The sequence below is a fragment of the Paratractidigestivibacter sp. genome (assembly GCF_963660155.1).
Classification (GTDB): domain Bacteria; phylum Actinomycetota; class Coriobacteriia; order Coriobacteriales; family Atopobiaceae; genus Paratractidigestivibacter.
The window spans coordinates 1-23,226 of record NZ_CAVKWG010000031.1 but is presented as its reverse complement, the minus strand read 5'-3'; the positions used below and the strand labels follow the sequence as shown (position 1 = coordinate 23,226).

Sequence of the window (23,226 nt, the reverse complement as noted above, 5' to 3'; positions counted from 1 at the left end):
TTCGCTGGGTGCTACAGTTGCGATGTCACCGATTACCAGTCGGAACGACACTGCGAGTCAAAATACGGCCCGGCCTAGCCGGATCAGCCAAAAATGTCTCCCGTAAGGGCGACGCCCCGTAGGTGGGCACTTCTGACTCGTTCGGGCCCCTCATACGAGGGGCCCGTTTTTGTTTCTACCACCTCGGCCGCATCGAAACATTAGCCATTCGTTAAGGCCCTAGAACTTTTCGAGGAGCGCGTGGCCACGCACTTATGGGCGGCAAGACCGTCTTGTCGCGGCCTTCTCGCCCACGTTGATTGAGCTAGCTATTCACATCATCCGCTTTAGCGTGAACGATTACATCAATCTGAGGCGACGTCCCCCCGCCCCGCAACCCCCTACCGGAACAGCCGCCCGACCTTCTCCTCGTCGCGGCCCGCGAGCCAAAACGTCACGTTGACCTCGGGGTCGGCGATCGGGACGCAGGCGCGGTCCTCGCCGATGCTGCGGTAGCGGCTCGCCAGCGACACGTCGGTCGTAAAGCACGGCAGCGACGACGTGCGGATCAGCTCCGTGAGTGAGAAGCTATCGTCCTGCACGAGGAATCGCGACGCCGGCAGCCCGTCGCGCACGATGCGGTTCCAGAACCCGAGGTCGCTGCCGAGCAGGAAGTTGAACCCATTGAGGTCGGCGAGCGCCACGCTCTCGCGGCCCGCGAGCGGGTGGTCGCTGCGCACGCAGAGCTGCAGGTGCTCGTCGAGCAGGCGGCGCGAGAGCGGGGCCTGCGCCGCGTCCGGGCGATAAGGGAGCACCGCGACGTCGCAGGCGCCGTCCGCGAGCGTCGCCTCGACCCCGAGCGTGTCCCGCACGCACGAGGTCACGCTCATGCCGGGATACAGGCGCGAGAGCATCGGGAGCAGCTCCCACAGCGGCGCCGGCGCGCACGAGGCCACGTTGATGATCGTGAGGCCGCGCTCGAACTCCTGCACCTCGGCCACGGCGGACGCGGCCTCGCGCAGAACGCGCCGGGCGCTCTCGACGGCCACGCGCCCCGTCTCGCTCAGCGTCGCGCGGTTGCCGTCGCGATCAAACAGCGCGGCGCCGAAGCCCTCCTCGACGCGGGCCATGGCACGCGTGACCGTCGGCGTGGACACAAAGAAACGCCTCGCCACCTTCGAGAACGACCCCAGCTCCTCGAAGGCCACGAGCTGCTCCAAATCATCCAGTTCAAGGTTTGCCATTACCCAACCGCCCTTCACGCTACGGCCGCAACCGTGTTTCAGAATTTGAAACGCTGCTTGCAAAAAGCGTAGCTCTAACGGTGCTTCTTGCCACCTAAAGTAACAAATAAGCGGTCGGAGCGTTTCTGTGGCCGTAAAGCAACCGTAAAGGAGAAGCCATGCAGTACGCCACCCTCAACAATGACGTCAAGATGCCGGTCCTCGGCCTCGGCACCTTTATGCTCGCGCCCGACGACGCCCAGGCTGCCGTCACGTTCGCGCTGGTCAACGGCTACGAGCTCATCGACACCGCCAACGCCTACGTCAACGAGAAGGCCGTCGGCCGCGGAATCTTGGCCTCCGGCCGCGCCCGCGAGGAGGTCTTCCTCGAGACCAAGCTCTGGCCGTGCTTCTACGAGTCCAAAACCGCCGTCGACGAGACCCTCGCCCGCCTCGGCACCGACTACGCGGACCTTATGATCCTGCACCAGCCCGCCGCCGACTACATCCACGGCTACCAGAAGCTCGAGGCCGCCTACAAGGCCGGAAAGCTCCGCGCCATCGGCATCTCGAACTTCAATGCTGCCGAGGTGGAGGAGGTCGTCGAGAAGTGCGAAGTCGTTCCGGCCGTCGTCCAGGTCGAGTGCCACCCCTACTTCCCGCAGACCGAGCTGCGCCGCACCCTCGCCAAGCACGGCATCGCGCTGCAGGCGTGGTATCCGCTGGGCGGCCGCGGCAACGCGAGCATCATGGAGGAGGCCGTTATCGCGGAGCTCGCCGCCAAGCACGGCAAATCCGCCGCGCAGGTCATCATGCGCTGGCACGTGCAGATGGGCAACATCGTGATCCCCGGCTCCAAGACCGAGGCGCACATCCTGGACAACCTCGACATCTTCGACTTCGATCTTACAGGCGACGACATGGCGGCCATCGCCACGCTCGACCGCGGCGACTCGATCTATCACCGCACCGACGAGCAGCTCGCGAAGTTCGCCGCCTTCGTGCCCGACGTCGACGGCCAGAAGTAGCACCTGCAAAAGGGACTGTCCCCTTTGCAGGTCCGCGCTTGGAAGGATGCGAATGAACACCAGGATTTTGGGCAAATCGGGCATCGAGGTCTCGCCCGTGGGCATGGGCTGCATGGGCCTTACGCACGCGAGCGGCGACCCAATGAACGACGCGGACGCCGTACACGTAATCCGCGAGGCCCGCGAGATGGGCTATACCCTCTTTGACACCGCCGAATGCTACATCGGCGAACGCGCGGACGGCAGCATCGCGCACAACGAGGACGTTGTGGGGGCGGCGCTCGAGGGACACCGCGACGAAGTCGTCATCGCGACGAAGTTCGGGGTTGCCCACACGGCGGGCCGGGGGCTCGTCATGGACTCGAGCGCCGCGACCGTGCGCGCGTCGATCGAGATGAGCCTCCGCCGCCTTCGCACCGATCACGTCGACCTCTATTACCAGCACCGCATCGACCCGAAAGTCGAGCCCGAGGAGGTCGCCGAGACCGTGGCCGCCCTGATCGCCGAGGGCAAGGTGCGCGCCTGGGGCATCTCCGAGACCGACGAGGGCTACCTGCGCCGCGCGAACGCCGTCTGCCCGGTGGCCGTCGTACAAAACCGTTACTCGATGATGGCGCGCTGGCACGAGCCGCTGTTTGCCGCCCTCGAGGAGCTCGACGTAGCGCTTGTTGCATTCTCGCCGATGGCAAACGGGTTTCTTACCGGAGTTTATTCGTCGAAGACGCAGTTCGAGGGCAGGCAGGACTTCCGCACCGGCATGCCGCAATACACCGGCGCCGGCGAGAAGGCCGCGGCGCCGCTGACCGCGCTCGTGGCCGAGCTCGCGGCTGCTCACGACGCTACGCCGGCGCAAATCTCGCTCGCGTGGATGCTCTGCAAGAAGCCATGGATCGTGCCCATACCCGGCAGCCGCAAGGTCGAGCGGCTGCGCGAGAACCTGGACGCGGCAAACGTCGCGCTTAGCGCCGAGGAGGTGGCCTGTGTCGACGCGCTTCTCGACACGCTGGAGCTCCCCGTGTTCGGCGGCCACGCAGCGGCAAACTAGGACGAAATAAGGCGAAGGGACCGTCTCTTCGCCTTATTTTTTACGAGAAGAACATGCGGTTGTGCAGCACGTGGAGCATGATCGGCGCCATCGCGACGCCAACGAGAATGCCCAGCGGACGCGGGCCGCGCTTACCCTTAGCCATCACTCGCCTCCCTGGCTGCCCGCGAAGCGGGCCTCGGGCTTCATTCCCTCGGGAATCGCGCTGGAAATACAGGGTCAGGAACGTCGCTTACGCGTTGGTCTTGGCCTCGTCGTACAGGCCAAGAGACACCGCTCGGTCGAGCATGGCGCTCTTCTGCTCGGCGATCCACTCGGACTCCTCCCCCGCCTTAAAGGGGGTTCACGATGTTCTCATTCTCGTAAACGAGCTGCACGTCGGAGGTCTCGTACGAGATCTCCGTCGGTTCCGGCAAGGTGATAACCACGGTCGACCCTTCGAGCGTCGGCACGATGCCCGTAAGGCCGAAGCCCGCGTTGGTCTGCCCGTCGAACTGCAGGATGCAGGTCGCGCCGGTGAAGGGCAGCGTGATCTTGGGGTGACCGAGAGCAGCCAGGGTGTTCTAGTCGTGGATGGAGACGGAATCGATGCAGTGGTACTTGGCCGTGATCGGCGTGTACGCCTTCTCCATGCTCTAGTTGAGCACCTCGAGACCGATGGTCGTCTAGCCCTGGCCCGACCCGTCGCCGCACGAGAGCCACAGCCGATAGCCGCCCAGGGCAAGGGCAGCGCCGGCCACAAGGGTCAAGACAGTGCATAGAGCACGGCGCATGGCAATCCTATCGTTTGGGAAATGCGGATGTAGGGCAACGCTAGCACACGGCCGGCGCCCGAGAGCCCCTAGCGCACCGACGCACAAAGGGAGATTTACGAATACGGCCCCCGCAAGCACGCGCAAACCACAGGACACCGCGTCTTGAGCCGGTAATTATACGTTCGTTCAGTTTTTCGATGGTTAAATTAGAAACGGCGAGTATAAGGACCCGAATTCGACCGCGTTTGCCCATTTGATAAGGTGTCGCTACTCGAAGATTTTGATTTAACCATCGAAAAACTGAACGAGTATCGTGAAGCGAGCCGATATACAAGAAAACAGGTCGGAACGATGTTCCGACCTGTGAATTTACTGGTGGCGGGGAAGGGAGTCGAACCCCTGACACGGGGATTTTCAGTCCCCTGCTCTACCAACTGAGCTACCCAGCCGTTTGTGTGCGGGAATTACTATAACAAACTCTGCGACCATCGCAACCGACTTTTTTGAGAAAATCCGTCCGATTCGAAAAAAGCCAGCCGCGGGAGCGACTGGCTTCTTCATGCAATGGAGCCGGCAATCGGACTCGAACCGATGACCCCCGCTTTACGAGAGCGGTGCTCTACCAACTGAGCTATGCCGGCGTGCAGAAGTAGATGTTACGGGAACACAGCTCGCATTTCAAGCCCCGAATTTAACGGCGTCGACTCTCCTACAGCAGGTGCAGCACGCCGCGCACAAGGCGCTCGAAGTCTTCGGCGTGCTGCTCGGCCTCGGCCACGACGCTTTGGTGGTCGATGTCGGCGGCGCCGGCCTCGTTGGTGGCCAGCGTGAGCCCCAGAACGTTCATCTCGAGCGCCTTGGCCATGATGGCCTCGCAGACCGTGCTCATGCCGGCGTACGAGACGCCGAGCAGGCGCAGCATGTTCGTCTCGGCCGGCGTCTCGAAAGAGGGGCCGAGCATGCCCGCGTACACGCCCTCCTCAACGGAGATGCCCAGGTCGTCGGCCACACCGCGCGCAAGGGTGCGCAGGTAGGGCGAAAAGACGTCGTTCATATCGACGAACGGCGTGTCCACGTCGCGGATCTCGGACCACTCGGCCAGCGGGTTTCGGCCAGTCAGGTTGATCTGGTCGGTGAGGATGCCCAGGCCCTTATTGGCGTTGCCGGGCACGCAGCCCGTGGCGCAGGCGAAGATGATGTCGCGGCAGCCGAGCCTGTGTGCGTGGCGCACGAGGACGGTAACCTCGGCGGCGGTGTAGCCCTGGTAGAGGTGGATGCGCCCGGGGTACACGACCACGGGTACCCCGTCCACGGTGCCGACAATGGCCTCGAAGCTATGCCCCTGGATGGGCGCGGCGGCGGCCGGGAAGCCTTCGATGTCGTGGTAATCGATGCGGCGCACCGGCTTGACGAGGCTCTTCAGGTGCCCCAGGCCCGTCCCCAGAACGATGGCGACGGGGTGCTCGACGGACGGCTTGCAGGACGCGACGGTGTCTTCGGTGACCACGCAGATCCCCTCCTCCTTGAGTAGGCGGGCGCAAACGCCCATGCCTGCGGTAAGCGTTGACGTGTAGGTTCCATCGTAGACCAGCCCGACGCCGCACGACGGGCTTTTTGCCTTCAACACGGCGAGCGGCGCATCTGCGGCTTTAACTGCGGCGCATTCGTGCGCCGCGCCGCGGCGGAACGTCTCGGTCACGTCCGTCCCGTCGGCAAGAAGCACGCGCCCGGCCCGCTGCTCGGCGGGCGGCCGCGGCACAAAAAGCCCCGCGGCCCTCTCGGGGCACACGGGGCAGGGCTCGCATTTGCTCGCCAGCTCGAGGACCTCGGCGCGCGGCTTGGCGGAGCCGTCGTAGCGGACAGCCTCGCCGAGCAGGCATGCGCTGAAGGCGACCCTCATCCTAACTTCGGCCTAGACGTTCAGGCCGCCGAGGCTGAGGCTCACGTTGGAGAGGATGGAGTTGCAGTACTCGCTCCACGCGGTCGTCGACTCGGAGTACGCGGTGCTGTAGTCGGAGTAGGCCACGTAGTAAGCGGCCTGGGCAGCGGCGTAAGTGGCGGAGTCGTTCGTGATCTCGTAGGTGGACAGGGCGGCGTAGTAGTCGCCGTCGGTGCGCGCCCAGGTGTTGTTGGCGGAGTCCCACTCGTCGCCGGCGAGGCCGATGATGTAGCTTGCGTACTCGGCGGTCGGGGTATCGGTGGCGTCCTCGGCGGGCTCGGTCGGGGCGACCGGCTGGTCGGGCAGGTCGACGTCGACCTTCTCGTCGCGCAGCTTGCTCATGACGCAGGAGTCCATGATCATCTCCTTGGCAACGTCCTCGTCGACGCTGTAGGTGCTCGCGATGGTGGAGAAGTCGCTGGAGCCGAACTTCTCCTCGGCGTAGGAGCTGACCTCGTCGTCGGAGGCGGTGATGCCCATGTTCTCGGCAGCGGTCACGACGGCAGCGGTGCGGGCGTAGGTCACGATGTCGGTGGCGGCGGGCACGTCGTAGGTGCCGTCGTCATTAGCGACGCTCTCGAGGGTGCCGCTCTGCGTAAGGACGTCGCGCGCCGTGATCTGGTAGGACTTGCCGTTGTAGGAATAAGTGGCCACGACGGTGTCGATCTGGTCGGAGGTCAGCACGGTCTTGCCGCCGAGCGAGACGGACTTGGCGCCGAAGGCGAAGGCGCCGACGACAAGGCCGATGACCAGGGCGGCAACGGCGACGCCAATGAAAACGGGAAGCTTGACGGTCTGCTGGGCCGTGGGCTTCTCGTCGCCGGCGTCGGTGGCAGCAACAACGGCGGTGGCGGTGTCGGCCACGTCCTCAGCCCCAACCTCGGCAGCTTCCTCGGCAGCCCGCTCAGCCTCGGCAGCGGCGTCCTCGGCAGCGTCCGTGGCCTGCTCGACGGCCTCGGCCGCGAGGTCCTCGGCCTTCTCGCTGTCGAACGTATCCTTCAAATCAGACATATCTCTCCCCCATTCGCGGGTTTATACACAAATCCTGTTAATTTTACCGCAGGCGGCGCGACGGATCCTCATGTCCGCCACGCCGCTGCGCCTGGTGACCACAGCCCTGCACGGTTGCTGAAGGACGGTCTTACTTGCAGGCCTCGACAATCTGCTGCGAGAAGGTCTTGACGTAGCCCGAACCGTTGTCGGCATCAAACGAGACGCGCTCCGAAAGCGCGGCCTTGGTCGCCTTGGAGGCCTTGCCGCGCGCGAGCTCGAGCAGCGCCGAGAGCATATCGCGGTACTCGGCGTCGCCGTGGTAGCACTGGATGGCTTCGTCGAGCAGCGGCCAGGCGGCGTCGGAGCGCTTGGCGCTCGTAGCGCCGTAGCGGCACAGGAAGATGAACGCGGCGAGGCGCACCGTGGCGGAATCGTCGTCGAAGAGCGACTCCTCGGCGCCCTCGAAGGCACCGGCGAGCTTATCGGCGTGGCCTGCGCAGAGCTCGGTCAGGCCCGTGAGAATCTCCCAGCGGGTCTGCGCCTCGGGGCGCTCGAGCGTGGCGATGAGCTCGTCCATGTGGCCGACGAGAAGGGCGGGGTTGGTCTTCGCCACGGCCGCGAGCTTGTGCGCGACCTCCTGGCGGCGGCGTCGGCCGGAGCCCTGGAGTTCGGTGATGAGCGCGGCTATGCTTGCAGCGCTGGAGGAATCCTCAGCCATTAACGGGACCTCTTTCTAACTAAATACATAAATCTACGTGCAGTTTATTTTGCTTTGTATGCAAGTGTCGGCAAGATGCGCCCGACGATATTCGTCACTTCTTGTCGCCGTCGCGCGCGACGGGCTCCTCAACACTCATGAGCTCAACCTCGCGCCCCTCCTTGCGGGCGCGGCGCGCGGCTTCGGCAGCCTCGGGGTCCTCCGAGCGGCGGACGTGGTCCTTGTTGACGCGGAAGGCGCGGTCGACCTTCTTCCAGGGGCCCACGGACTCGCCGAAGCCCATCTTGAGGCCGGCGATCGTGCCCGCCATGACTCCGAAGACGAGCACGACGAGCATGAAGAGCCCCGTGAGGCAGACGAGCGCCGTGGCGAGGGCGCCCGCGCCGAGGACGATAAGGTTCCAGCGCCAATAATCGCCGCGCGTCACGCAGCGCTTGGAGAGGATGTCGCCCGCGCCCACGCCGGCATAGATGCCGAAGAGCAGCAGGAACAGCGCGAGGACGGCGCCGACGAACCCCATGTCCACGCGCTACGCCTCCTCGTGGCAGCAGCAGTGGCCCTCGCCGTCGCCGTGGCCGCCGCAGCACTCGTGGTCCTCGCCGTGGCCGTGGCCGCCACAGCCGCAGCCGCCCTCGCCGTCGCAGCCCTCGCCGCAGCCGCAGCCGGCATCGAGAAGCGACCAGTCGAGACCGGCCGCCACGGCGTCGCCCTCCTCTGCGTAGAGCAGCGTGAGGGCCTGTCCGCCCATGCGCTTGCCGCCGATCTGGCACAGGGTGTCGAAGAGCGTGAAGGCCGTCTCGGCGCCGGGGAGCGCAAGCTCGGCGTCCTGCGCGGCGCTCACGGCGAGCGCGATGTCCTTGCGCAGGTGCTCGGCCATAAAGCCGGGCTTGTAGTCGCCGGCGATCGACTTGGGCGCGTAGCTCTCGGCCGCGCCGGAGCGGCCGGTGCCGCTCATGATGAGCTCGAGCACCTGCTCGGCGTCGAGGTGGCCGAGCTCGGCCAGCGCGAGCGCGTCGGCGTACCCGATGATGCAGGACGCGAGGCTCACCTGGTTGCACAGCTTGGCCGTCTGGCCCGCGCCGGGCTGGTCGAAGTAGAAGAACTTCTTGCCGAAGGTCTGCAGGACCGGGAGCACCGGCGCGACGGTGGCCTCGGTGGCGCCCATGATCAGCGTGAGGGTGCCCGCCTCGGCGCCGGTCTGCCCGCCCGTGACGGGGCAGTCGAAGGCGTGGACATCGACGACCTCGGAGGCGTCGTGGATGTCGCGCGCGAGCTCGGGGGAGCTCGTGGTGAGGTCGATGAGGTAGGCGCCCTTCTTGGCGGCGCGCAGGATGCCGTCGGAGGCCAGGTAGACGTCCTCGACGTCGGTCGGATAGCCGACCATGGTAAAGACCACGTCGGCGCCCTTGGCCGCGGCGGCGGGACTGTCGGCCCAGTGGGCACCGCGGGCGATAAGCCCCTCGGCCTTCTCCTTGGTGCGGTTGTAAACGGTAAGGTCGTAGCCGGCGTCGAGGATGTGGCCGCAGATGGCCGAGCCCATGATTCCGGTGCCGATGAACGCGACCTTCGTGGTGTGCGTAGTGCTCAAGTGTTGCCTTTCTGACGTGCTCTTTATTGCGCGAAAACGGAAAGGGCGCAAACCCTTTCCGTCATGGATTGCCAAACGAGACGAAGGGCGGGGCCCCTTCGCGTCACTTTCCGCGGACCTTGCGGGCGAGACGGTCGGCCAGCGAGAGGTTCTCGCGGCGATCCTTGCCCCAGAAGACGCAGGCGACCATGCCCGGGCCCACGTGCGCGCCGATGACGGGCGAGACGGAGCTGAAGATGATGGGCATGTCGGAGCATCCGGGCTCGCGGCGAAGCTGGTCGGCGAGCCATTGGGCGTCCTTGTCGGCGTCGGCCGAGACGATGGCCACGGGCAGCGGGGTGCCGCCGAGGTCCTCGTCGTCGAGGCGGTTGGCCTTGAAGTCGGCGACGATGGCGCGCAGGGCCTTCTTGCGGCCGCGGCACATGCCGTTTAAGGTAAGGGCGCCCTTGAGGTCGTAGGAGAGCTCGGGCTTGATGTCGAGCTTGCCGCCGACGGTCGCGGCCGCCGGCGGGATGCGGCCGCCGCGCGCGAGGGCGTCGAAGTTCTCCAGCGTGAAGTAGCCCTGGATGTAGTAGCGCGCCTCCTCGGCCCACTCGGCGAGCTCCTTGGCCGAAAGGCCGTTGCCCGCCTGGTGCACCGCCTCGATGGCAAGAAGCTCGGCCGCGGCGGAGGGGCAGAGGTTGTCGACCACGTAGAGCTCGAAGTCGGGGTGGCTCTCGCGCAGCATCTCGGCCGCTTGGCGGGCCGCCTCGATGGAGGACGAGAGGCCGCGCGTGAAGGACAGGTAGACCGTGGGGACGCCCTTTTTGGCCGCGGCCTCGAAGACCTCGAGGTACTGGCCGGGCGTGACCGCCGACGTGGTGGCCGTGGAGCCCTGGCGCATGCGCTCGTAGAAGTCGTGCGGCGACATGGACTGCCAGAAATCGTCGGTGTGCTCCTCGCCGTCCATAACGAACGAGAAGCTCACGACGTCGACGCCGAGCGAGCGCACGACCTCGGGCGAGAAGTCGGCGCAGGAGTCCACGATGATGTTGACGTTGGGCTGCGCGTGATAAGCGCGGCCCAGGCGCGCAGCTTCCTGCGACGCCTGGGCATTGGAATTACTGATCTCGGTGTCCCCCTCGGGGGCGGTGGGTTCGCTCAAAAGCTGCCTTCCCTACTCTATGTTCTCCTCGATTTTGGGTTTGATGATACCGTACCCGCCGTTCTTGCGGTGGTAGATAACGTTGATAAGACCCGTGGTGGCGTTGGTGAACACATAAAAATCGTGTCCGATGAGGTCGGTCTGGACGAGGGCCTCCTCCTCGGTCATGGGCACGAGGTCGATGACCTTCTCGCGCACGAGCTGGTCGTCCTCGTCCTCGCCCTCGGCGGGCTCAATGAGGGCGGCGAGGTCCTCGGCGGAGACGGGCGCGGCGTGCTTGACGTGGGCGTGCTGGCGGCGGTCGACGACGCGGGTCTTGTACTTGCGCAGCTGGCGGGTGGCCTTCTCGGCAGCCTCGTCGATGGCGGAGTACATGTCGTCGGAGACGGCCACGACGCGCACGACGTTGTCGCGGACAAAGACGGTGACCTCGCAGACCTTGCTCTCGGGGTTGGAGGGGTTCTTGTCGACGCGAAGGACGACGTCGCAGCTCATCGGTGAGATGTCGAATACCTTGAGGGCGTTGCCGACCTTCTCGTCGACGTGATCGCGCAGGGCGTCGGAAACGGTGACCTTGCGGCCGGAGATCTTGATGTCTACCATACGTTCCTCCTAACGGTTGGGTCCCCGCGCCCGGGGGCGGGGCCGCCGATCGGGCGCGTTACGTTTCTCTTACCCCAATCGACGGGGAACAACGCGCGCGGCGGGGGCGAATTTGCCCGGCGGCGTGCTTTGTCGGCGAGCGCGGCGATATGCGGCGGGACACGGGGCTACGAGCGCCCCGAATCCCCGGCATCCAGTAATTGCGGGGCGGCGAGCGCCCCGAAACGGCGGCATCCAGTAATAAGCGGTTACTGGATAGCGCGTTTTTGGGGCGCGGGACGGGGCGGCGTTGCTGGACGGCGCGTTTTCGGGGCGAGGCAAGAAGAGGCGCCCCGATGCCGCTGGCAACAGGGCGCCTCTTGGCGTTATACGAAGAAGTCGGCGGACTACTGCGCGGCGGAATCGCTCGCCGTCGTCGCGACGGAGCCGGCCGTCGTCGCAGCAGAACCGGCCTCGGAGGTCACGGCCGCGGCATTGATGTCCTGGATCATGGAAGCACTGGTCAGAGTGCCCACGCTGTTGGCCCAACGGGACTTGATGACGTCGAGCTGCCCGTTGCCCTGAACCGCCGTGACGGCGATCTGCACGGCAGACGAGAGACCCGCCTTGGAGCTGCTCACGGCCACGCCGAGCGAGACCGGGGTGTCGAGCGTGCCCAAAAGCCCGATGCCCTGGTAGTCCGAGGCGAGGTAGCTGCCGGCGTACGCATCGCAGACGACGGCGTCGATGGTGCCGGCAGCAAGGGCGCTCATGGAGTCGTTGATGCTCGTGAAGGTCTGCTCGACGATGTCCAGGTTGGTGTTGGAGAGCGTGCGCTCCGAGACAGAACCGGGCTGGACGCCGACCGTCTTGCCGACGAGATCGGCGGCCGCGAGCTGGCCCTCAGAGCCGCGCGCGAAGACGCCTACGGCGGACTCGGCGTAGGCACCGACGACGCTGACACCGGTCGTGGAGGCGGCGTCGGAGCTGGATACGCCCATCACGACGTCGCACTGGGTGCCGGTGGCGGAGGCCGACGAAACGGTCACGAACTCGACGTCGAGGCCGAGCTGGTCGGCCACGGCGTAGGCGAACTCGACGTCGATGCCCGCGTGGCTGCCGTCGGTCTTGGTCGAGAGCAAAGGTGTGGTGTTCGAGGGCAGAAGCCCGACCGTGAGGTAGCCGGCCTCGATGAGCTCGGAGGAATCGACGGGGGACGTGCGGGAGGCACGGATCGAGGCCCTGGCGTCGGCGACCGAGGTCTTGACGACACCCATGAAGGACAAATCGATGTCCGGCAGGTTCACAGGGCCGATAGAGCAGCCGGCAAGGGTCGCGGCGAGCAGTCCGGCGGCGACGGCTTTGGGGACTCGGTTGATGTTGTTGCGCTTCATGGGCTCGGTTCCCAGTCTCTTCTTCTTTCCGTTCCAACAATGTCTTGCCCAGCTGACCTGGTCTTTGACCCCACACTCGCGCACCGGGGCCTTCGCTTTGGGCGCCGCGGCGCCCGCCACTTGAAGCCCTCTCGCCCGCGAGGCCGTATGCCTCATAAGGTATGACGGGCGGTGCGACTTACTTCTAGGACGAACCATGATCGCTCGGACGCGCACGCCCGGGCTTACGTGGACCCCTTCGGCCTCGTCTACCTTGGGCTAAGAACGGCGAGCCGTCCCGCAACCACAGACCTGAGCAAGACGATGGAATTATATACGCAGGCAGGCGATTGGCGACGCAAACGCTCGGGCTTTACGCGAGCTGCAACGATTTTGCGGTAAAGCGATAAAGGAAACTTAGCGCGAGTTTGCGCGGGCGGGACCGGCCGGCGGCGTTGAGTTGCGGGCGCGAGGCGGCAGGGCGTCCGGCGCGGGTGCCCTACCAGACGCGGACAAGCGAGCAGGCAGTGACAGGCTCGGCCCCGCGGGCAAGAAGGACGCGCGCCGCCTCGCGCACGGTGGCGCCCGTGGTCACGACGTCGTCGACGAGCAGAAGGCGCAGGCCCGCCACGTTGTCCACGACGCGGAAGGTGCCTGCTAGATTCTCCGCGCGGCCCGTGCGGCCAAGCCCGCGCTGGTCAGAGGCTTTTTCTCGGGCGAGCACGTCGGCGAGCGGCAAGCCGAGCATGCGCGCGAGCTCACGTGCGGTGAGCTCCATGTGGTCGTATCCGCGCCGCTCGTAGGCCTCGGCGGTGGCGGGGACGAAGCAGACGGCATCGATGGCCCCGGCATCGAAGCGGGGCCGCCCGTCGAGCGCGGACCAGAAGCTCGCCTCCTCGAGCGCGGTGAGGATAGCCACCGCGTTAACGGGAGCGAGCCGCAGCTCGTGATAGTCCTTGAGGCAGGTCGCCATGCGAGGGGCCGCGCCGGTGAAGCCGAGGGCGCAGACCATGGAGCGGGTCTCCCAGTCGGCCTCGCAACCGGTGCAGGTAAGGTCGCCGTAGGCGGCGCCGCACACGGGGCAGGCGCGGCGCTGCTCAATCCATGGCAGCTCGGAGCGGCACTCGTCGCAGATGAGCTCGCCCGGCATCTCGCAGCCGACGCAACGGGTGGGGGCGATGAGCTCGAGCGCCGCGTCCGCGAGCTTCTTGCGAAAACCGGCCATGCGCCCCCCTCTTGCCGCCGAATGCGTGTGAAGTGGGGAAATGGTAGCACCTCAGGACCGCCGGCCGGCCGTACAACTACGCTTCGGGCCAGCCAGCCGAAAAACTGGGGATGGCGGCAGTTTTTTGCGGAACGTCCGAGTATCCCGCACTTTGCGACCAACAAAACCGCAGGTAAATAAGTTGCTCGAAATTCGGCTACTCGGATCGCACGCGAAAAACTGCCGCCACCCCGGTTTTTTTTGCGCGAAAGCCCGTGCCGAGCCTCGCGAATGGCGCCCAGCGCCGCCAAAAAGGCTAGTACACCTGCGCGACGAAGGGGCACAGTGCCGGCTTCGCCATCTTCATGCACTGATGCCCCAGCGGGATGCCGAGGATCGTCACGTAGCAGATGATGCCGGCAAAAAGCCAGCCTATGGCCGTCATCCAGCCCCCGATACAGATCCAAATCAGGTTGCCGATAAATGCCATGGCGTCTCCTTAGCAGGCGCGGGCAGGCTCGCCTGACGGCATGCCGAACAGCGCGCAGGCGTTGCGCCAAAGCGAGCGGTAGGTGTTCTCGGGCGTCTCGACGCCGGCCTCGGCCCTAACGCGCGCCACGAGCTCGGCGACGAAGGCGACCATGGCCGGCTCGCACTCCTCGCCGCGCAGGGGCACCGGCGCCATAAAGGGGCAGTCGGTTTCGGTAATGATGTAGCGCTCGGGCGTGAGGACAAGCGCTTTGCGGATATCGTCGGAGCGCGAGAACGTGGCCGCGCCGCCGTAGGCAATATGGCAGCCGAGCTGCTTGAAGTCCTCCATCACATGAACGCTCGAGGTAAAGCAGTGCAGGTCGCAGCCGGCGGCGGGCACACCCTCCTCGCGCAGGATATCGGCAGCCAGGCGATGCGCCGTGCAGCCGGAGTCGCCCGCGGCGTCGCGGATATGGAGCTCGACCGGCAGGTTAAGCTCGTGGGCAAGGCGAAGCTGCCGGCGGAAGGCGTCGATCTGGACCGCCGCGTCCACCTCGTTGTAGGGACCGAAGTCGAGGCCGATCTCGCCGACACCCACGGCGCGGGGGCTCGCCAGCAGCTCGCGGGTCAGGGCCTCGGCGGCCTCGTCGTAGTCCGCGGCGCCGTAGGGGTGGCTGCCCACGACGATATGCACGTTGTCGAGTAGGTCCGGCACGCCCCAACCTTCGAACGCCGGCGAAACAAAGCCCTGCTCAGCAGCCTCATCGAGGCACATATGGGCAATCTCCACGTGTGTGTCGAGAAAGTCGAGGAGCTCCGTGGCGCTCCCCCACTTGCGCGGGAACTCGCCGGCCGGGTCAATGGGCACGACGAGCATGCGCACGCCCACGAGCGCCGCGCGCGCGAGGGCGAGCGCCGGGTCGTGCAGCTTAAGGCTGCCCAGGTGGCCGTGCGTATCGGCGAGAGGTGCCAGCGGCACGGGCACCGGGCAGGGGCGGCCTTTGGAGTCGTGGAAAAGCTCGCCGTCGGCGAGCGTCAGGTGGTCGAGCACTTTAAGGCCGGACATTGGCTCCTTCTTTCTGAGAGGACCTGCAAAAGGGACAGTCCCTTTTGCAGGTCAGCGATCGAGGGCGGCGGCGAGGCGAATGAAGTCGGCGGTGGAAAGGGTCTCCGCACGGGCCGTGGGGCTGATGCCGGTGGCCGCAAAGGCCGCGTCCAGCGCGTCCTTCTCGTAGCCGTTGGCGCCCATGGAGTTGCGGATGGTCTTGCGGCGCTGCGCGAAGGCGGCGTCGATAACGGTCGTCACGTCGGCAGCGGCCAGCCCCTCCGGCAGCGGCTCTCCCCCGCGCTCGATGCGCACGACGGCCGAGTCCACGTGCGGCGCCGGCATGAAGCAGCGCGGCGGCACCTCGAAGCGGCCGGTCACGTGACCGTAGAGGCCGAGCTTTGCCGTGTAGCCGCCGTAGGTCTTGTTGCCGGGCGTGGCGCTGATGCGGTCGGCGACCTCCTTCTGCACCATGACCACAGCGCGCTGGAGGGCTGGCATGGTCTGGAAGAACTGCAGGATGATAGTGGCCGCCACGTTGTAGGGCAGGTTGGCGACAAAGACCGTGGGTGCGGCGCCGGTGGCCTCGGCCACCTGCTCGGGGCCAACCTTAAGGGCGTCGCCCATGATGAAGACGAAGTTCTCGTGCTCGACGGAGTGCGACCACAGGACCTGCTCGAGCTCCGGGTCGGCCTCGATGGAGGTGACCTGCGCGGCCTCCTGGAGAAGCGCCAGCGTGAGGGTGCCGATGCCGGGGCCGACCTCAAGGACGCGCTCGTCGGGCGAGATCTGCGCGAGCCCGCAGATGCGCTCGATGATGTGGTTGTCGATGAGGAAGTTCTGGCCGAGGCGGTGCTTGGTGGCAAGGCCGAAGGCCTCGAGAAGCTCCCTGGTCGCCGTAGCCGAGGCCAAAGGGGATGTGGTCATGCGCGTCCGTTCTGCGGCGCCCGAACGGCGCCTATTTCCTTGGGATTTATTGCGGCCATTATAGCAAGCGACCTCGCAGGGAGTAGTCCCTGCGGGGCCGAGATGGCAAGCAGTGATGTGTCGGCTCTTTTGCGCGTCACCCTGCAAAGAGCCGACACATCACCTACCTGATTCTTGCGCAAACGGGTAGCATACCGCCCGCTCCAACCGCTAGAGTGAAGCCACGTCTTGGGGAGACACGCCATGCAGGCACAGGCCGCGGCGCCAAGCCCTACCTCACCTCCGACGCGCCCGCCCTGCGCGTGACGGCAAACCTCATCAGCGCCTATGCCAGCCTCTCGTTGGGCCGCACGGCGCCTGCCCGCAAGTGCCTGCAGCGCCCGATCGACGACGCCGAGTCCGCCGCGCCGGACGAGCTTCTCCCCGCCTTCGGCGCGTGCGTGCCCTCCACGCTGCTGCACCTTTCGGCCTATCGGACCCAAAGCCTCGGCGACATCTTTGCCCAGCTGCCCGAGGGGCTGCGCCTGTGCACCTGCCACATGCCGGCACACCGCCACCACCTGGACGGCAACTACGAGCGCTCGGTCGGCATCATTCACGGCGCGCAGGCCATGGCGGGCTTTGCCTACGTGATTCCCGGCATCTACCTGGGCATCATGGAGTCCATCGACCTCATGGCGCTCAAGCGCATCGACGAGGCCAAGTCCGTGTTCATGCGCACGCGCCAGATCGCCCTGCCCGACGGCCTTATCGAGGGCTTCGGCGAGCATCACGGGCTTCTCAGCGGACTTATCGAGGCGTGCCTCAAGCGCGACTACCCCGAGGACTACCGGCGCGCGATCGACATCACCCACCGCTTCAGCAGCGGCTGGCGTCGCTTGCACGGGCCCATCACCGAGAAGGACGTGGCCGACAACCTCACCACCACGGAGTTCTCCGTGGCCATGCTCATCAACCGTGGCTGGACCAACCATGAGGTCGCGCAGCTTCTGGGCGTCAGCGAGAACACCATCAAGTACCACCTGACGCACGCCTACGAGAAGCTGCACATTCGCGGCCGCAAGGAGCTTGGGCAGTACATGCTGCGCTAGGCGCTTGCCGCGCCACCTTCGCCAGGCGACGAAGCGTCACCAAAGGAAAAGGCCCTGGTCGCTTGGCCGGGGCCTCATTGCTTTGGGTTCGCAGCGAGAAGGGCTTCTCGACTACTTCTTGTCCGCGGCCAGGCGCGGGAAGAGGGCGTCGCCCTTGGTCACGGGGACGTCTCCCGCAAGGCCGCCCCACTCGCAGACGGCGGCGAGGTCGTCGGTTGTCTCCTCGCCCTCAAGCGACATGCGGCGGAAGACCTCGGCCGAGGTCTCGGGCATGAAGGGCGCAAAGAGGTGCGCGCTGATGCGGATGGACTCCAGCAGGTTCACGATGATGTCACGCAGCTCCTCGGCGCGGGCCTCGTCCTTGGCCACGGCCCAGGGCGCGGTGTCCTCGATGTAGTGGTTGGCGGCGTGGACGAGCTCCATCACCACGTCCTTGGCGCCCGCGTAGTCCATGACGTCCATGCAGGCGGCGTAGCGCGCCTCGATGCCCTGGGCGATCTCGCGCAGCGGGTTGTCCTTCTCGGCCCAGCCGTCGGCCAGCGCCGGGGTCTTGCCGTCGAAGTACTTGGCGCTCATGTTGAGCGAGCGGGAGACCAGGTTGCCCCAGCTGTTTGCCAGGTCGGCGTTGTAGACCTGCTCCATGCGGTCGAAGCTGATGGCGGAGTCCTTGCCGTGAGACACGTCGGTCATGAAGTAGTAGCGGTAGCCCTCGACGCCCATGAGGTCGATGACATCCTGCGGCGCGATGGCGTTGCCGCGGGACTTGGACATCTTCTCGGCCTCGCCGGTCTCGGAGTTGCGCACGGTGAGGAAGCCGTGGGCAAAGACGTGCTCGGGCAGGGCCTCGCCGATGGCCATGAGCATGGCCGGCCAGATGACGCAGTGGAAGCGGATGATATCCTTGCCCACCACGTGGTACTGGGCGGGCCAGCGCTTGGCGAACTCGGCGCGGGAGGCCTCGTCGTCCAGGCTGTAGCCCACGGCGGTCATGTAGTTGAGAAGCGCGTCGAACCAGACGTAGGTCACGTGGCCGTCGTCGAAGGGCACGGGGATGCCCCAGTCAAAGCTCGTGCGGGAGACGGACAGGTCGGTGAGACCGCCCTCGACGAAGGTGCGCACCTCGTTCATGCGGAAGTCGGGCTGGACGAAGTCGGGGTGCTCGTCATAGAAGGCAAGCAGCTTGTCCTGGAAGGCGGAGAGCTTGAAGAAGTAGGACTCCTCCTGGACGCGCTCCAGCGGACGGCCGCAGTCGGGGCACAGGTGCTGGCCCTGGGTCTCGTGCTCCTCGTCGGACTTCTTGACCTGGTTCTCGGTGAAGTAGGTCTCCTCGGGGACACAGTACCAACCGTCGTAGCTGCCCTTATACAGGTAGCCGGACTCGTTCATGCGGTCCCAGAGGTACTGGACGGCGTGGTGCTGGCGGGGCTCGGTGGTGCGGATGAAGTCGTCGTTGGAGATCTCGATCTTCTCCCAGAGGTCGCGGAAAAGCGGGGCCTGCGAGTCGCACCAGGCCTGCGGGGTGTCGAAGCCGTGGTCGGCGGCGGCCTCGGCGACCTTCTCGCCGTGCTCGTCCATGCCGGTCAGGAACTTGACGTCGTAGCCGGCGGCGCGACGGTAGCGGGCCTGGACGTCGCAGAGCATGGTGCAGTAGGCGGTGCCCAGGTGGGGGGCGGCGTTGACGTAGTAGATGGGGGTCGTGATGTAGAACGACGGCTTGGTGATGTTTGCCACTGGAGCTCTCCTCATGACGGATGGATGGCAGTCATAACCTGTTGATTGTACGCCGAAGCGACCGGCCTGCGGTTTGGGGACAGTCCCCTTTTTGCACACAAACGAAGGCTACAGCCTCGCCGCCGACCCATTGAGCGAATTACTCGAAGCCGCGTTTCGTGTGCAAAAAGGGGGCTGTCCCCAAACCGCAAGCAATTGCCGCGGCCCTCGCGCCCCGATTTCGCGCCATCCAGCAATTGCCGCGGCCCTCGCGCCCCGATTTTGCGCCATCCAGCAATTATCCGCTACTGGATGGCGCCGATTCGGGGCTCTCGGCCGCCGCCCGTTACTGGATGGCGCGAATCCGGGGCTCGCGTCGCGACGCGGCAAGAGAAACGCCCCGCCGGGAGGGACGGCAGGGCGTAGCTGGGGGTATTCCGGAGAGGTTGGGGCGTTCAGCGACCCGCGGCATGGCAAGAGCGCGGGCCGCCGAACACGAGGCACGGCCGGCAGCGCAGGCCCTACCCTGCTAGATGGCGAGCCCGGCCTCGTAGCCCTCGCGGCTGGCGACGAGGGCGTTGCCGGCCTTGACGGCGCAGCCGACGACCTGCACGTTATCGCAGTGCTTGCGCGCGGCCTCCTCGAGCGGGTTGTACGCCTTGTAGCCGAAGGCCGAGATGACGGTGGCGGCGGGCAGCATGTGCTCAGCGCCCTCATCATCCTTGTAGACGACGCCGAAGCCCATGTTGTCGCCCTGCTCGGCAGCACCAGACCAGCTCGCCACGGCACCGTCGACCTCGACGCCGGTCTCCACGCGCTGAACGGTGGCGTTGACCACGGACTTCACGCCGCTCGCGGCCATCATGTCCATAAAGGACTCGCGGGTGATGGGCATCATGTCCAGGCAGAGGGCGCCGCGCATCTCCACCACGGTGACGTCGTCGCGGTACTGGGCCACGAAGTCGGCCGTCTCGGCACCGACCTCGCCGCCGCCGCAGACCACCACGGGGCCGGGCTTGACGGCGACCTTGCCAAGAAGCACGTCCTCGGCATAGACAGCGTTCTCCAGGCCCTCGATGGGAAGTGCCAGCGGCTTGGCGCCGGTGGCGATGACCACGGCGTCGGGCGCGAAGGCCTCGATGGCGGCCTCGTCGACCTCGGCGTTCAGGTGCATGGGCACCTCAAGCTGCTCGAGGCTCTCGCGCAGGGTGCTCACGTAGTTGGAGAGCTCGCCCTTGCCCACAGGGTAGGCGGCGGAACGGAACTGGCCGCCGAGCGACTCCTGCGCCTCGAAGACCTCGACCTTGTGGCCGCGCTTGGCCGCGGTCTCGGCAGCAGTGAGGCCGGCGGGGCCGCCGCCGATGACCATGACCTTCTTGGGCTCGGCGACGGGCGCCATGTCGTTCTCGCACTCGCGGCCGACGCGCGGGTTCACGAGGCAGGTGATGTTCTCGTCGACATAGAGGGAGAACTCGCAGCCTTGCAGGCACCCGATGCACTGGCGGATGTCGCAGGTGCGGCCGGTCTTGGCCTTCGCGGGCAGGTAGGGATCGGAAAGCGAGCCGCGGCCCATGGCCACGGCGTCGGCCACGCCCATCTCGAGCAGGGCGTCGGCCATCGCGGGGTCGTTCACGCGGTTGGAGAGGATGACCGGGATGCTCACGGCCTCCTTGATCTTCTCGACGCGGTCCATGTTGAGCGCGTGGTCGGAGAACATCGGGGCGATGACCTGGTCGTTCGCGCGGCTGGCGTACATGCCGTTGGAGGCGTTGATGCCGTCGAAGCCCACGGCCTCCATGTGACGGGCGAGCACGATGCTCTCGGCGATGGTGCGGCCGCCCGGCACGAGGTCGTCGGTGTTGATGCGGGCGATGATCGGGAAGTCGTCGCCGCAGTTCTCGCGCATGGCGGCGAGGATCTCGTCGACGATGCGGACGCGGTTCTCGAAGCAGCCGCCGTAGCAGTCCACGCGACGGTTCACGGCCGGCGAGAGGAACTCGGCCAGCAGGTAGCCGTGGGCGCAGTGGAGCTCGACGCCGTCGAAGCCGGCCTTCTTGGCGCGGCCGGCGGCGGCGCCGAAGTCGGCCACGAGCTGGTGGATCTCGTCGACGCTCATCTCCTGCGCGAGGCTCTGGCAGGCCGGGCAGGTGGTGGAGCTGGGGGCGAGGACCTGCAGGCCGCAGCTCGCCTGCGGCATGACCTGGCGGCCCGGGTGATACATCTGGCAGAAGATCTTGGAGCCGTGGGCGTGGACGGCGTCGCAGAGCTCGACGTTGCCCGCGACCTGGTCGTCGTTCCAAAGGCCCGGGATGCGCGTGTAGCCCTTGCGGCCCTTCTGCACGCAATAGTCCTCGGTGATGAGCAGGCCCCAGCCGCCCTTGGCCTTCTCCTCCATGTACTTGAGGTAGCGCCCGGTGATGGTGCCCTCGTCGTTGCAGTAGTTGGTGACCATGGCCGGGACCACGAGGCGGTTCGGGATCTCGCAGTTACCGATGCTGAACGGGCTGAACAGCGTGTCGAATTTCATGTTTCTCTCCTTTGCCATGCCGCGCGCGGGCCCCTCCCGGCGCACGATCCATTACCCGGTTGGATATGTTCAAGGTGGGGGCAGCCCCCAGGTCAAGCCGGTCGCAAACAACTCGCGGGAGCCGCTTCCCCACCCGTGAAACCGCCTACTCGGTAAGCGCCAGGGCGATCTTCTGGCAGATAGGCATGAATATCACGATCACCACGTAGCCGCTGGCGATGAGGTAAGGCAGCGCATGAGGCCACACCACAAACAGCAGGTCACCCACAGCAACGAATTGGCAAAAGAAGCTGATGCAGGTAATTAGCACCACGGCGCCCACAGCGCTAGATATCAGATGGCCGAGAAGGGCGTTTTTAATGCCCAGCGCAGCCACCAGTTTCTGGCCCCACATGGGGGCGGGAATGAAATCGCAGATAAGGTAGCCCACGCCCATGCTTACGATGAAGCTCTGGGCAAACATCAGCGGCGTAAGGTTACCCGACAGCAGAAGACCCACCAGCACCAGTACGATTCCCAAAAACACGTTGATAAGAAAGTTGATGATCTTCCCCGTCCAAGATTTATCGAGCATATACGTCCTCTCCCTAAACACGGCAAGGCCCTCCCCTGCCCTACAATGCAGATATGCTCAAGTTGGGGGCTACACCCCGGTCAAGGGGCAATTTTGCGACGTTGCGCCGTAAGGAGGGAACATGCGCTGCACGCAGAAGGAAATGAGGGAAAAGCTCGGCATCAGCCGCGACACGCTGCGCTTTTACGAGCAGAAGGGTATTATCGAACCCGAGGTCGACCCGCAAAACGGCTATCGCTACTACGACGATTGGCAGGTCAACCTGCTGTGGGACTGCAAGCAGTACCAGGCCATGGGCTTCTCGCTGGCCGAGGTGCTCGAGATCTTGAAGAGCGACACGATGGACGACCTCTGCGCGCGCGTCGAGCGGCGAAGCGAGGAGGTCGTGGACGAGATTCGCCGCAAGGAACTCGAGCTCACGTGTTTGCGCACCCGCGCGGCCGAGATGCGCCGCGCCGAGCGCTCACTCGGGCTCTTCGAGCTCATCGACTTCGCGGGCCGTGTCTACGTGCCCATCCGCGAGGATCACGGCTTCCGGGAGGGAGTCGGCGCCGAGGCAGTGGCGTTCTCCAACGCGCACTTCTCGGTATCGGAGCCGCTGCTGTGGTTTCCCGAAGCAGGCCGCGACCACTTCTTCTGGGGCTACGCGTGCACGCCGGCGACGTACCGGGCGCTGGGGGCGCCCGAGGCCGAGTGGATCGTGCGCATCGAAGCCGCGACGGCGCTCTCCACGTGGGTCGACGCCGGCGAGCGATGGAACGTGGGGCTCTCGCTCTTCGAGGGGCTGCTTGACGAGGCCCGTTCGCGCGGGCTCGAGCCCCGCCACGAGATCTGCGCCGATCTCGTGGCCCGAGCGCACGGCGCCGACGGCTATCATCGCTATTTGCACGCCTACCTGCCGCTTGTTTAGCAAGGCGAATGGGCGGCAGCTCGGCTTTCGGCCCGGCAGAGCCCGCGTTGCCTGTACGGCCCAAGGGCCTGGGCCCGGCACGGGTGTCACAAAATCGAAGTTGACGGTCGTTTTACAAGCGACGGCGAAATAGCCAGGTTTTTGACGAGGCCCCTACCTGCGGTTTCGTGAGGCGCGTCGTGTGGCATACTCGCGAGGAACGCGAAGATCGACCGTCAACCTCCATTTTCTGGCAGCGGACGGTCCTTACTGGTCGGTAATGGGGGTTGTCTCGGGCCATTTGAAGGGTTTTGCGTCCCCAGTTTGAGAGCCATCGCGCATAACCCTCGATTCGAGGAGATTTTCGAGGCTTCGTGAGTTCGTGTGGGTAGGGAGAGTCACGCCGTCGCCCTGCCCGGCA

The 23,226-nt window shown here is 65.8% G+C and carries 20 protein-coding genes and 2 tRNA genes; 4 read left to right on the top strand and 18 right to left on the bottom strand.

Translation table 11 applies throughout. The features are described from left to right. Positions 1-380 precede the first annotated feature (380 nt). On the bottom strand, positions 381-1,223 hold the full coding sequence (locus U5709_RS05490; protein ID WP_321972961.1) for a LysR family transcriptional regulator: 843 nt from the start codon (positions 1,221-1,223) through the stop codon (positions 381-383). Between the two features lie 158 nt (positions 1,224-1,381). Between U5709_RS05490 and U5709_RS05485 the strand changes: the two genes are divergently transcribed. Both U5709_RS05485 and U5709_RS05480 read left to right on the top strand, forming a co-directional pair. Beyond that, positions 1,382-2,230 (top strand): aldo/keto reductase, encoded by an 849-nt coding sequence (locus U5709_RS05485; RefSeq protein WP_321971510.1) that lies wholly within the window; start codon positions 1,382-1,384, stop codon positions 2,228-2,230. Between the two features lie 52 nt (positions 2,231-2,282). Then, positions 2,283-3,275, top strand: coding sequence for an aldo/keto reductase (locus tag U5709_RS05480; protein ID WP_321971511.1), 993 nt, complete (start codon positions 2,283-2,285; stop codon positions 3,273-3,275). A 1,128-nt stretch (positions 3,276-4,403) separates the two neighbouring features. Here U5709_RS05480 and U5709_RS05475 read toward each other — a convergent pair. From U5709_RS05475 to rsmA, 14 genes are all read right to left on the bottom strand, one after another. After that, positions 4,404-4,479: transfer RNA gene (locus tag U5709_RS05475), tRNA-Phe, on the bottom strand. Between the two features lie 116 nt (positions 4,480-4,595). Further along, positions 4,596-4,671, bottom strand: a tRNA-Thr gene (locus U5709_RS05470). Positions 4,672-4,739: 68 nt separating this feature from the next. Continuing rightward, positions 4,740-5,930, bottom strand: a complete 1,191-nt coding sequence (locus U5709_RS05465; RefSeq protein ID WP_321971513.1) for a purine-nucleoside phosphorylase — start codon at positions 5,928-5,930, stop codon at positions 4,740-4,742. 12 nt (positions 5,931-5,942) lie between these two features. Beyond that, a complete protein-coding gene (locus U5709_RS05460) occupies positions 5,943-6,980 on the bottom strand; it encodes a hypothetical protein (RefSeq protein ID WP_321971514.1) in 1,038 nt (345 codons plus the stop codon). A 130-nt stretch (positions 6,981-7,110) separates the two neighbouring features. After that, positions 7,111-7,680, bottom strand: coding sequence for a hypothetical protein (locus U5709_RS05455; RefSeq protein WP_321971515.1), 570 nt, complete (start codon positions 7,678-7,680; stop codon positions 7,111-7,113). Between the two features lie 94 nt (positions 7,681-7,774). Further along, entirely contained in the window at positions 7,775-8,200 is a 426-nt protein-coding gene (locus U5709_RS05450; protein ID WP_321971520.1) for a hypothetical protein, read from the bottom strand. A 9-nt stretch (positions 8,201-8,209) separates the two neighbouring features. Further along, a complete protein-coding gene (locus tag U5709_RS05445) occupies positions 8,210-9,268 on the bottom strand; it encodes an NAD(P)-dependent oxidoreductase (protein ID WP_321971516.1) in 1,059 nt (352 codons plus the stop codon). A 103-nt stretch (positions 9,269-9,371) separates the two neighbouring features. Continuing rightward, positions 9,372-10,412 (bottom strand): DegV family protein, encoded by a 1,041-nt coding sequence (locus tag U5709_RS05440; protein ID WP_415860349.1) that lies wholly within the window; start codon positions 10,410-10,412, stop codon positions 9,372-9,374. A gap of 12 nt (positions 10,413-10,424) precedes the next feature. Beyond that, the gene (gene hpf, locus U5709_RS05435; protein WP_321971517.1) at positions 10,425-11,015 is read right to left on the bottom strand and encodes a ribosome hibernation-promoting factor, HPF/YfiA family; all 591 of its coding nucleotides are present in this window, start codon (positions 11,013-11,015) and stop codon (positions 10,425-10,427) included. A 386-nt stretch (positions 11,016-11,401) separates the two neighbouring features. Beyond that, complete coding sequence (locus U5709_RS05430; protein ID WP_321972960.1) at positions 11,402-12,388, bottom strand: substrate-binding periplasmic protein; 987 nt, start codon at positions 12,386-12,388, stop codon at positions 11,402-11,404. Positions 12,389-12,866: 478 nt separating this feature from the next. Then, the gene (locus tag U5709_RS05425) at positions 12,867-13,592 is read right to left on the bottom strand and encodes a ComF family protein (protein WP_321971519.1); all 726 of its coding nucleotides are present in this window, start codon (positions 13,590-13,592) and stop codon (positions 12,867-12,869) included. A gap of 295 nt (positions 13,593-13,887) precedes the next feature. Then, complete coding sequence (locus U5709_RS05420; protein ID WP_321971920.1) at positions 13,888-14,061, bottom strand: YccF domain-containing protein; 174 nt, start codon at positions 14,059-14,061, stop codon at positions 13,888-13,890. 9 nt (positions 14,062-14,070) lie between these two features. Continuing rightward, positions 14,071-15,108 carry a TatD family hydrolase gene (locus U5709_RS05415; protein WP_321971919.1) on the bottom strand — a complete coding sequence of 346 codons (1,038 nt, stop codon included), beginning with the start codon at positions 15,106-15,108 and terminating at the stop codon, positions 14,071-14,073. Positions 15,109-15,159: 51 nt separating this feature from the next. Then, positions 15,160-16,014 (bottom strand): 16S rRNA (adenine(1518)-N(6)/adenine(1519)-N(6))-dimethyltransferase RsmA, encoded by an 855-nt coding sequence (gene rsmA, locus U5709_RS05410; protein ID WP_321972959.1) that lies wholly within the window; start codon positions 16,012-16,014, stop codon positions 15,160-15,162. Positions 16,015-16,229: 215 nt separating this feature from the next. Here rsmA and U5709_RS05405 point away from each other — a divergent pair, with 215 nt between their 5' ends. Then, entirely contained in the window at positions 16,230-17,105 is an 876-nt protein-coding gene (locus tag U5709_RS05405) for a helix-turn-helix transcriptional regulator (RefSeq protein ID WP_321972958.1), read from the top strand. Between the two features lie 111 nt (positions 17,106-17,216). Here the strand turns inward: U5709_RS05405 and metG are convergent, their stop codons facing one another. The 3 genes from metG to U5709_RS05390 all read right to left on the bottom strand — a co-directional run bounded on the left by metG (position 17,217) and on the right by U5709_RS05390 (position 21,916). Then, positions 17,217-18,827 (bottom strand): methionine--tRNA ligase, encoded by a 1,611-nt coding sequence (gene metG / locus U5709_RS05400; RefSeq protein WP_321971921.1) that lies wholly within the window; start codon positions 18,825-18,827, stop codon positions 17,217-17,219. Positions 18,828-19,344: 517 nt separating this feature from the next. Continuing rightward, positions 19,345-21,342 (bottom strand): FAD-dependent oxidoreductase, encoded by a 1,998-nt coding sequence (locus U5709_RS05395; protein WP_321972957.1) that lies wholly within the window; start codon positions 21,340-21,342, stop codon positions 19,345-19,347. Between the two features lie 145 nt (positions 21,343-21,487). Further along, the gene (locus tag U5709_RS05390) at positions 21,488-21,916 is read right to left on the bottom strand and encodes a hypothetical protein (RefSeq protein ID WP_321971915.1); all 429 of its coding nucleotides are present in this window, start codon (positions 21,914-21,916) and stop codon (positions 21,488-21,490) included. Positions 21,917-22,037: 121 nt separating this feature from the next. On the opposite strand from U5709_RS05390, the gene U5709_RS05385 reads away from it, so the two are divergent. Further along, the gene (locus U5709_RS05385) at positions 22,038-22,826 is read left to right on the top strand and encodes a MerR family transcriptional regulator (protein WP_321971914.1); all 789 of its coding nucleotides are present in this window, start codon (positions 22,038-22,040) and stop codon (positions 22,824-22,826) included. The last annotated feature ends 400 nt before the right edge of the window (positions 22,827-23,226 follow it).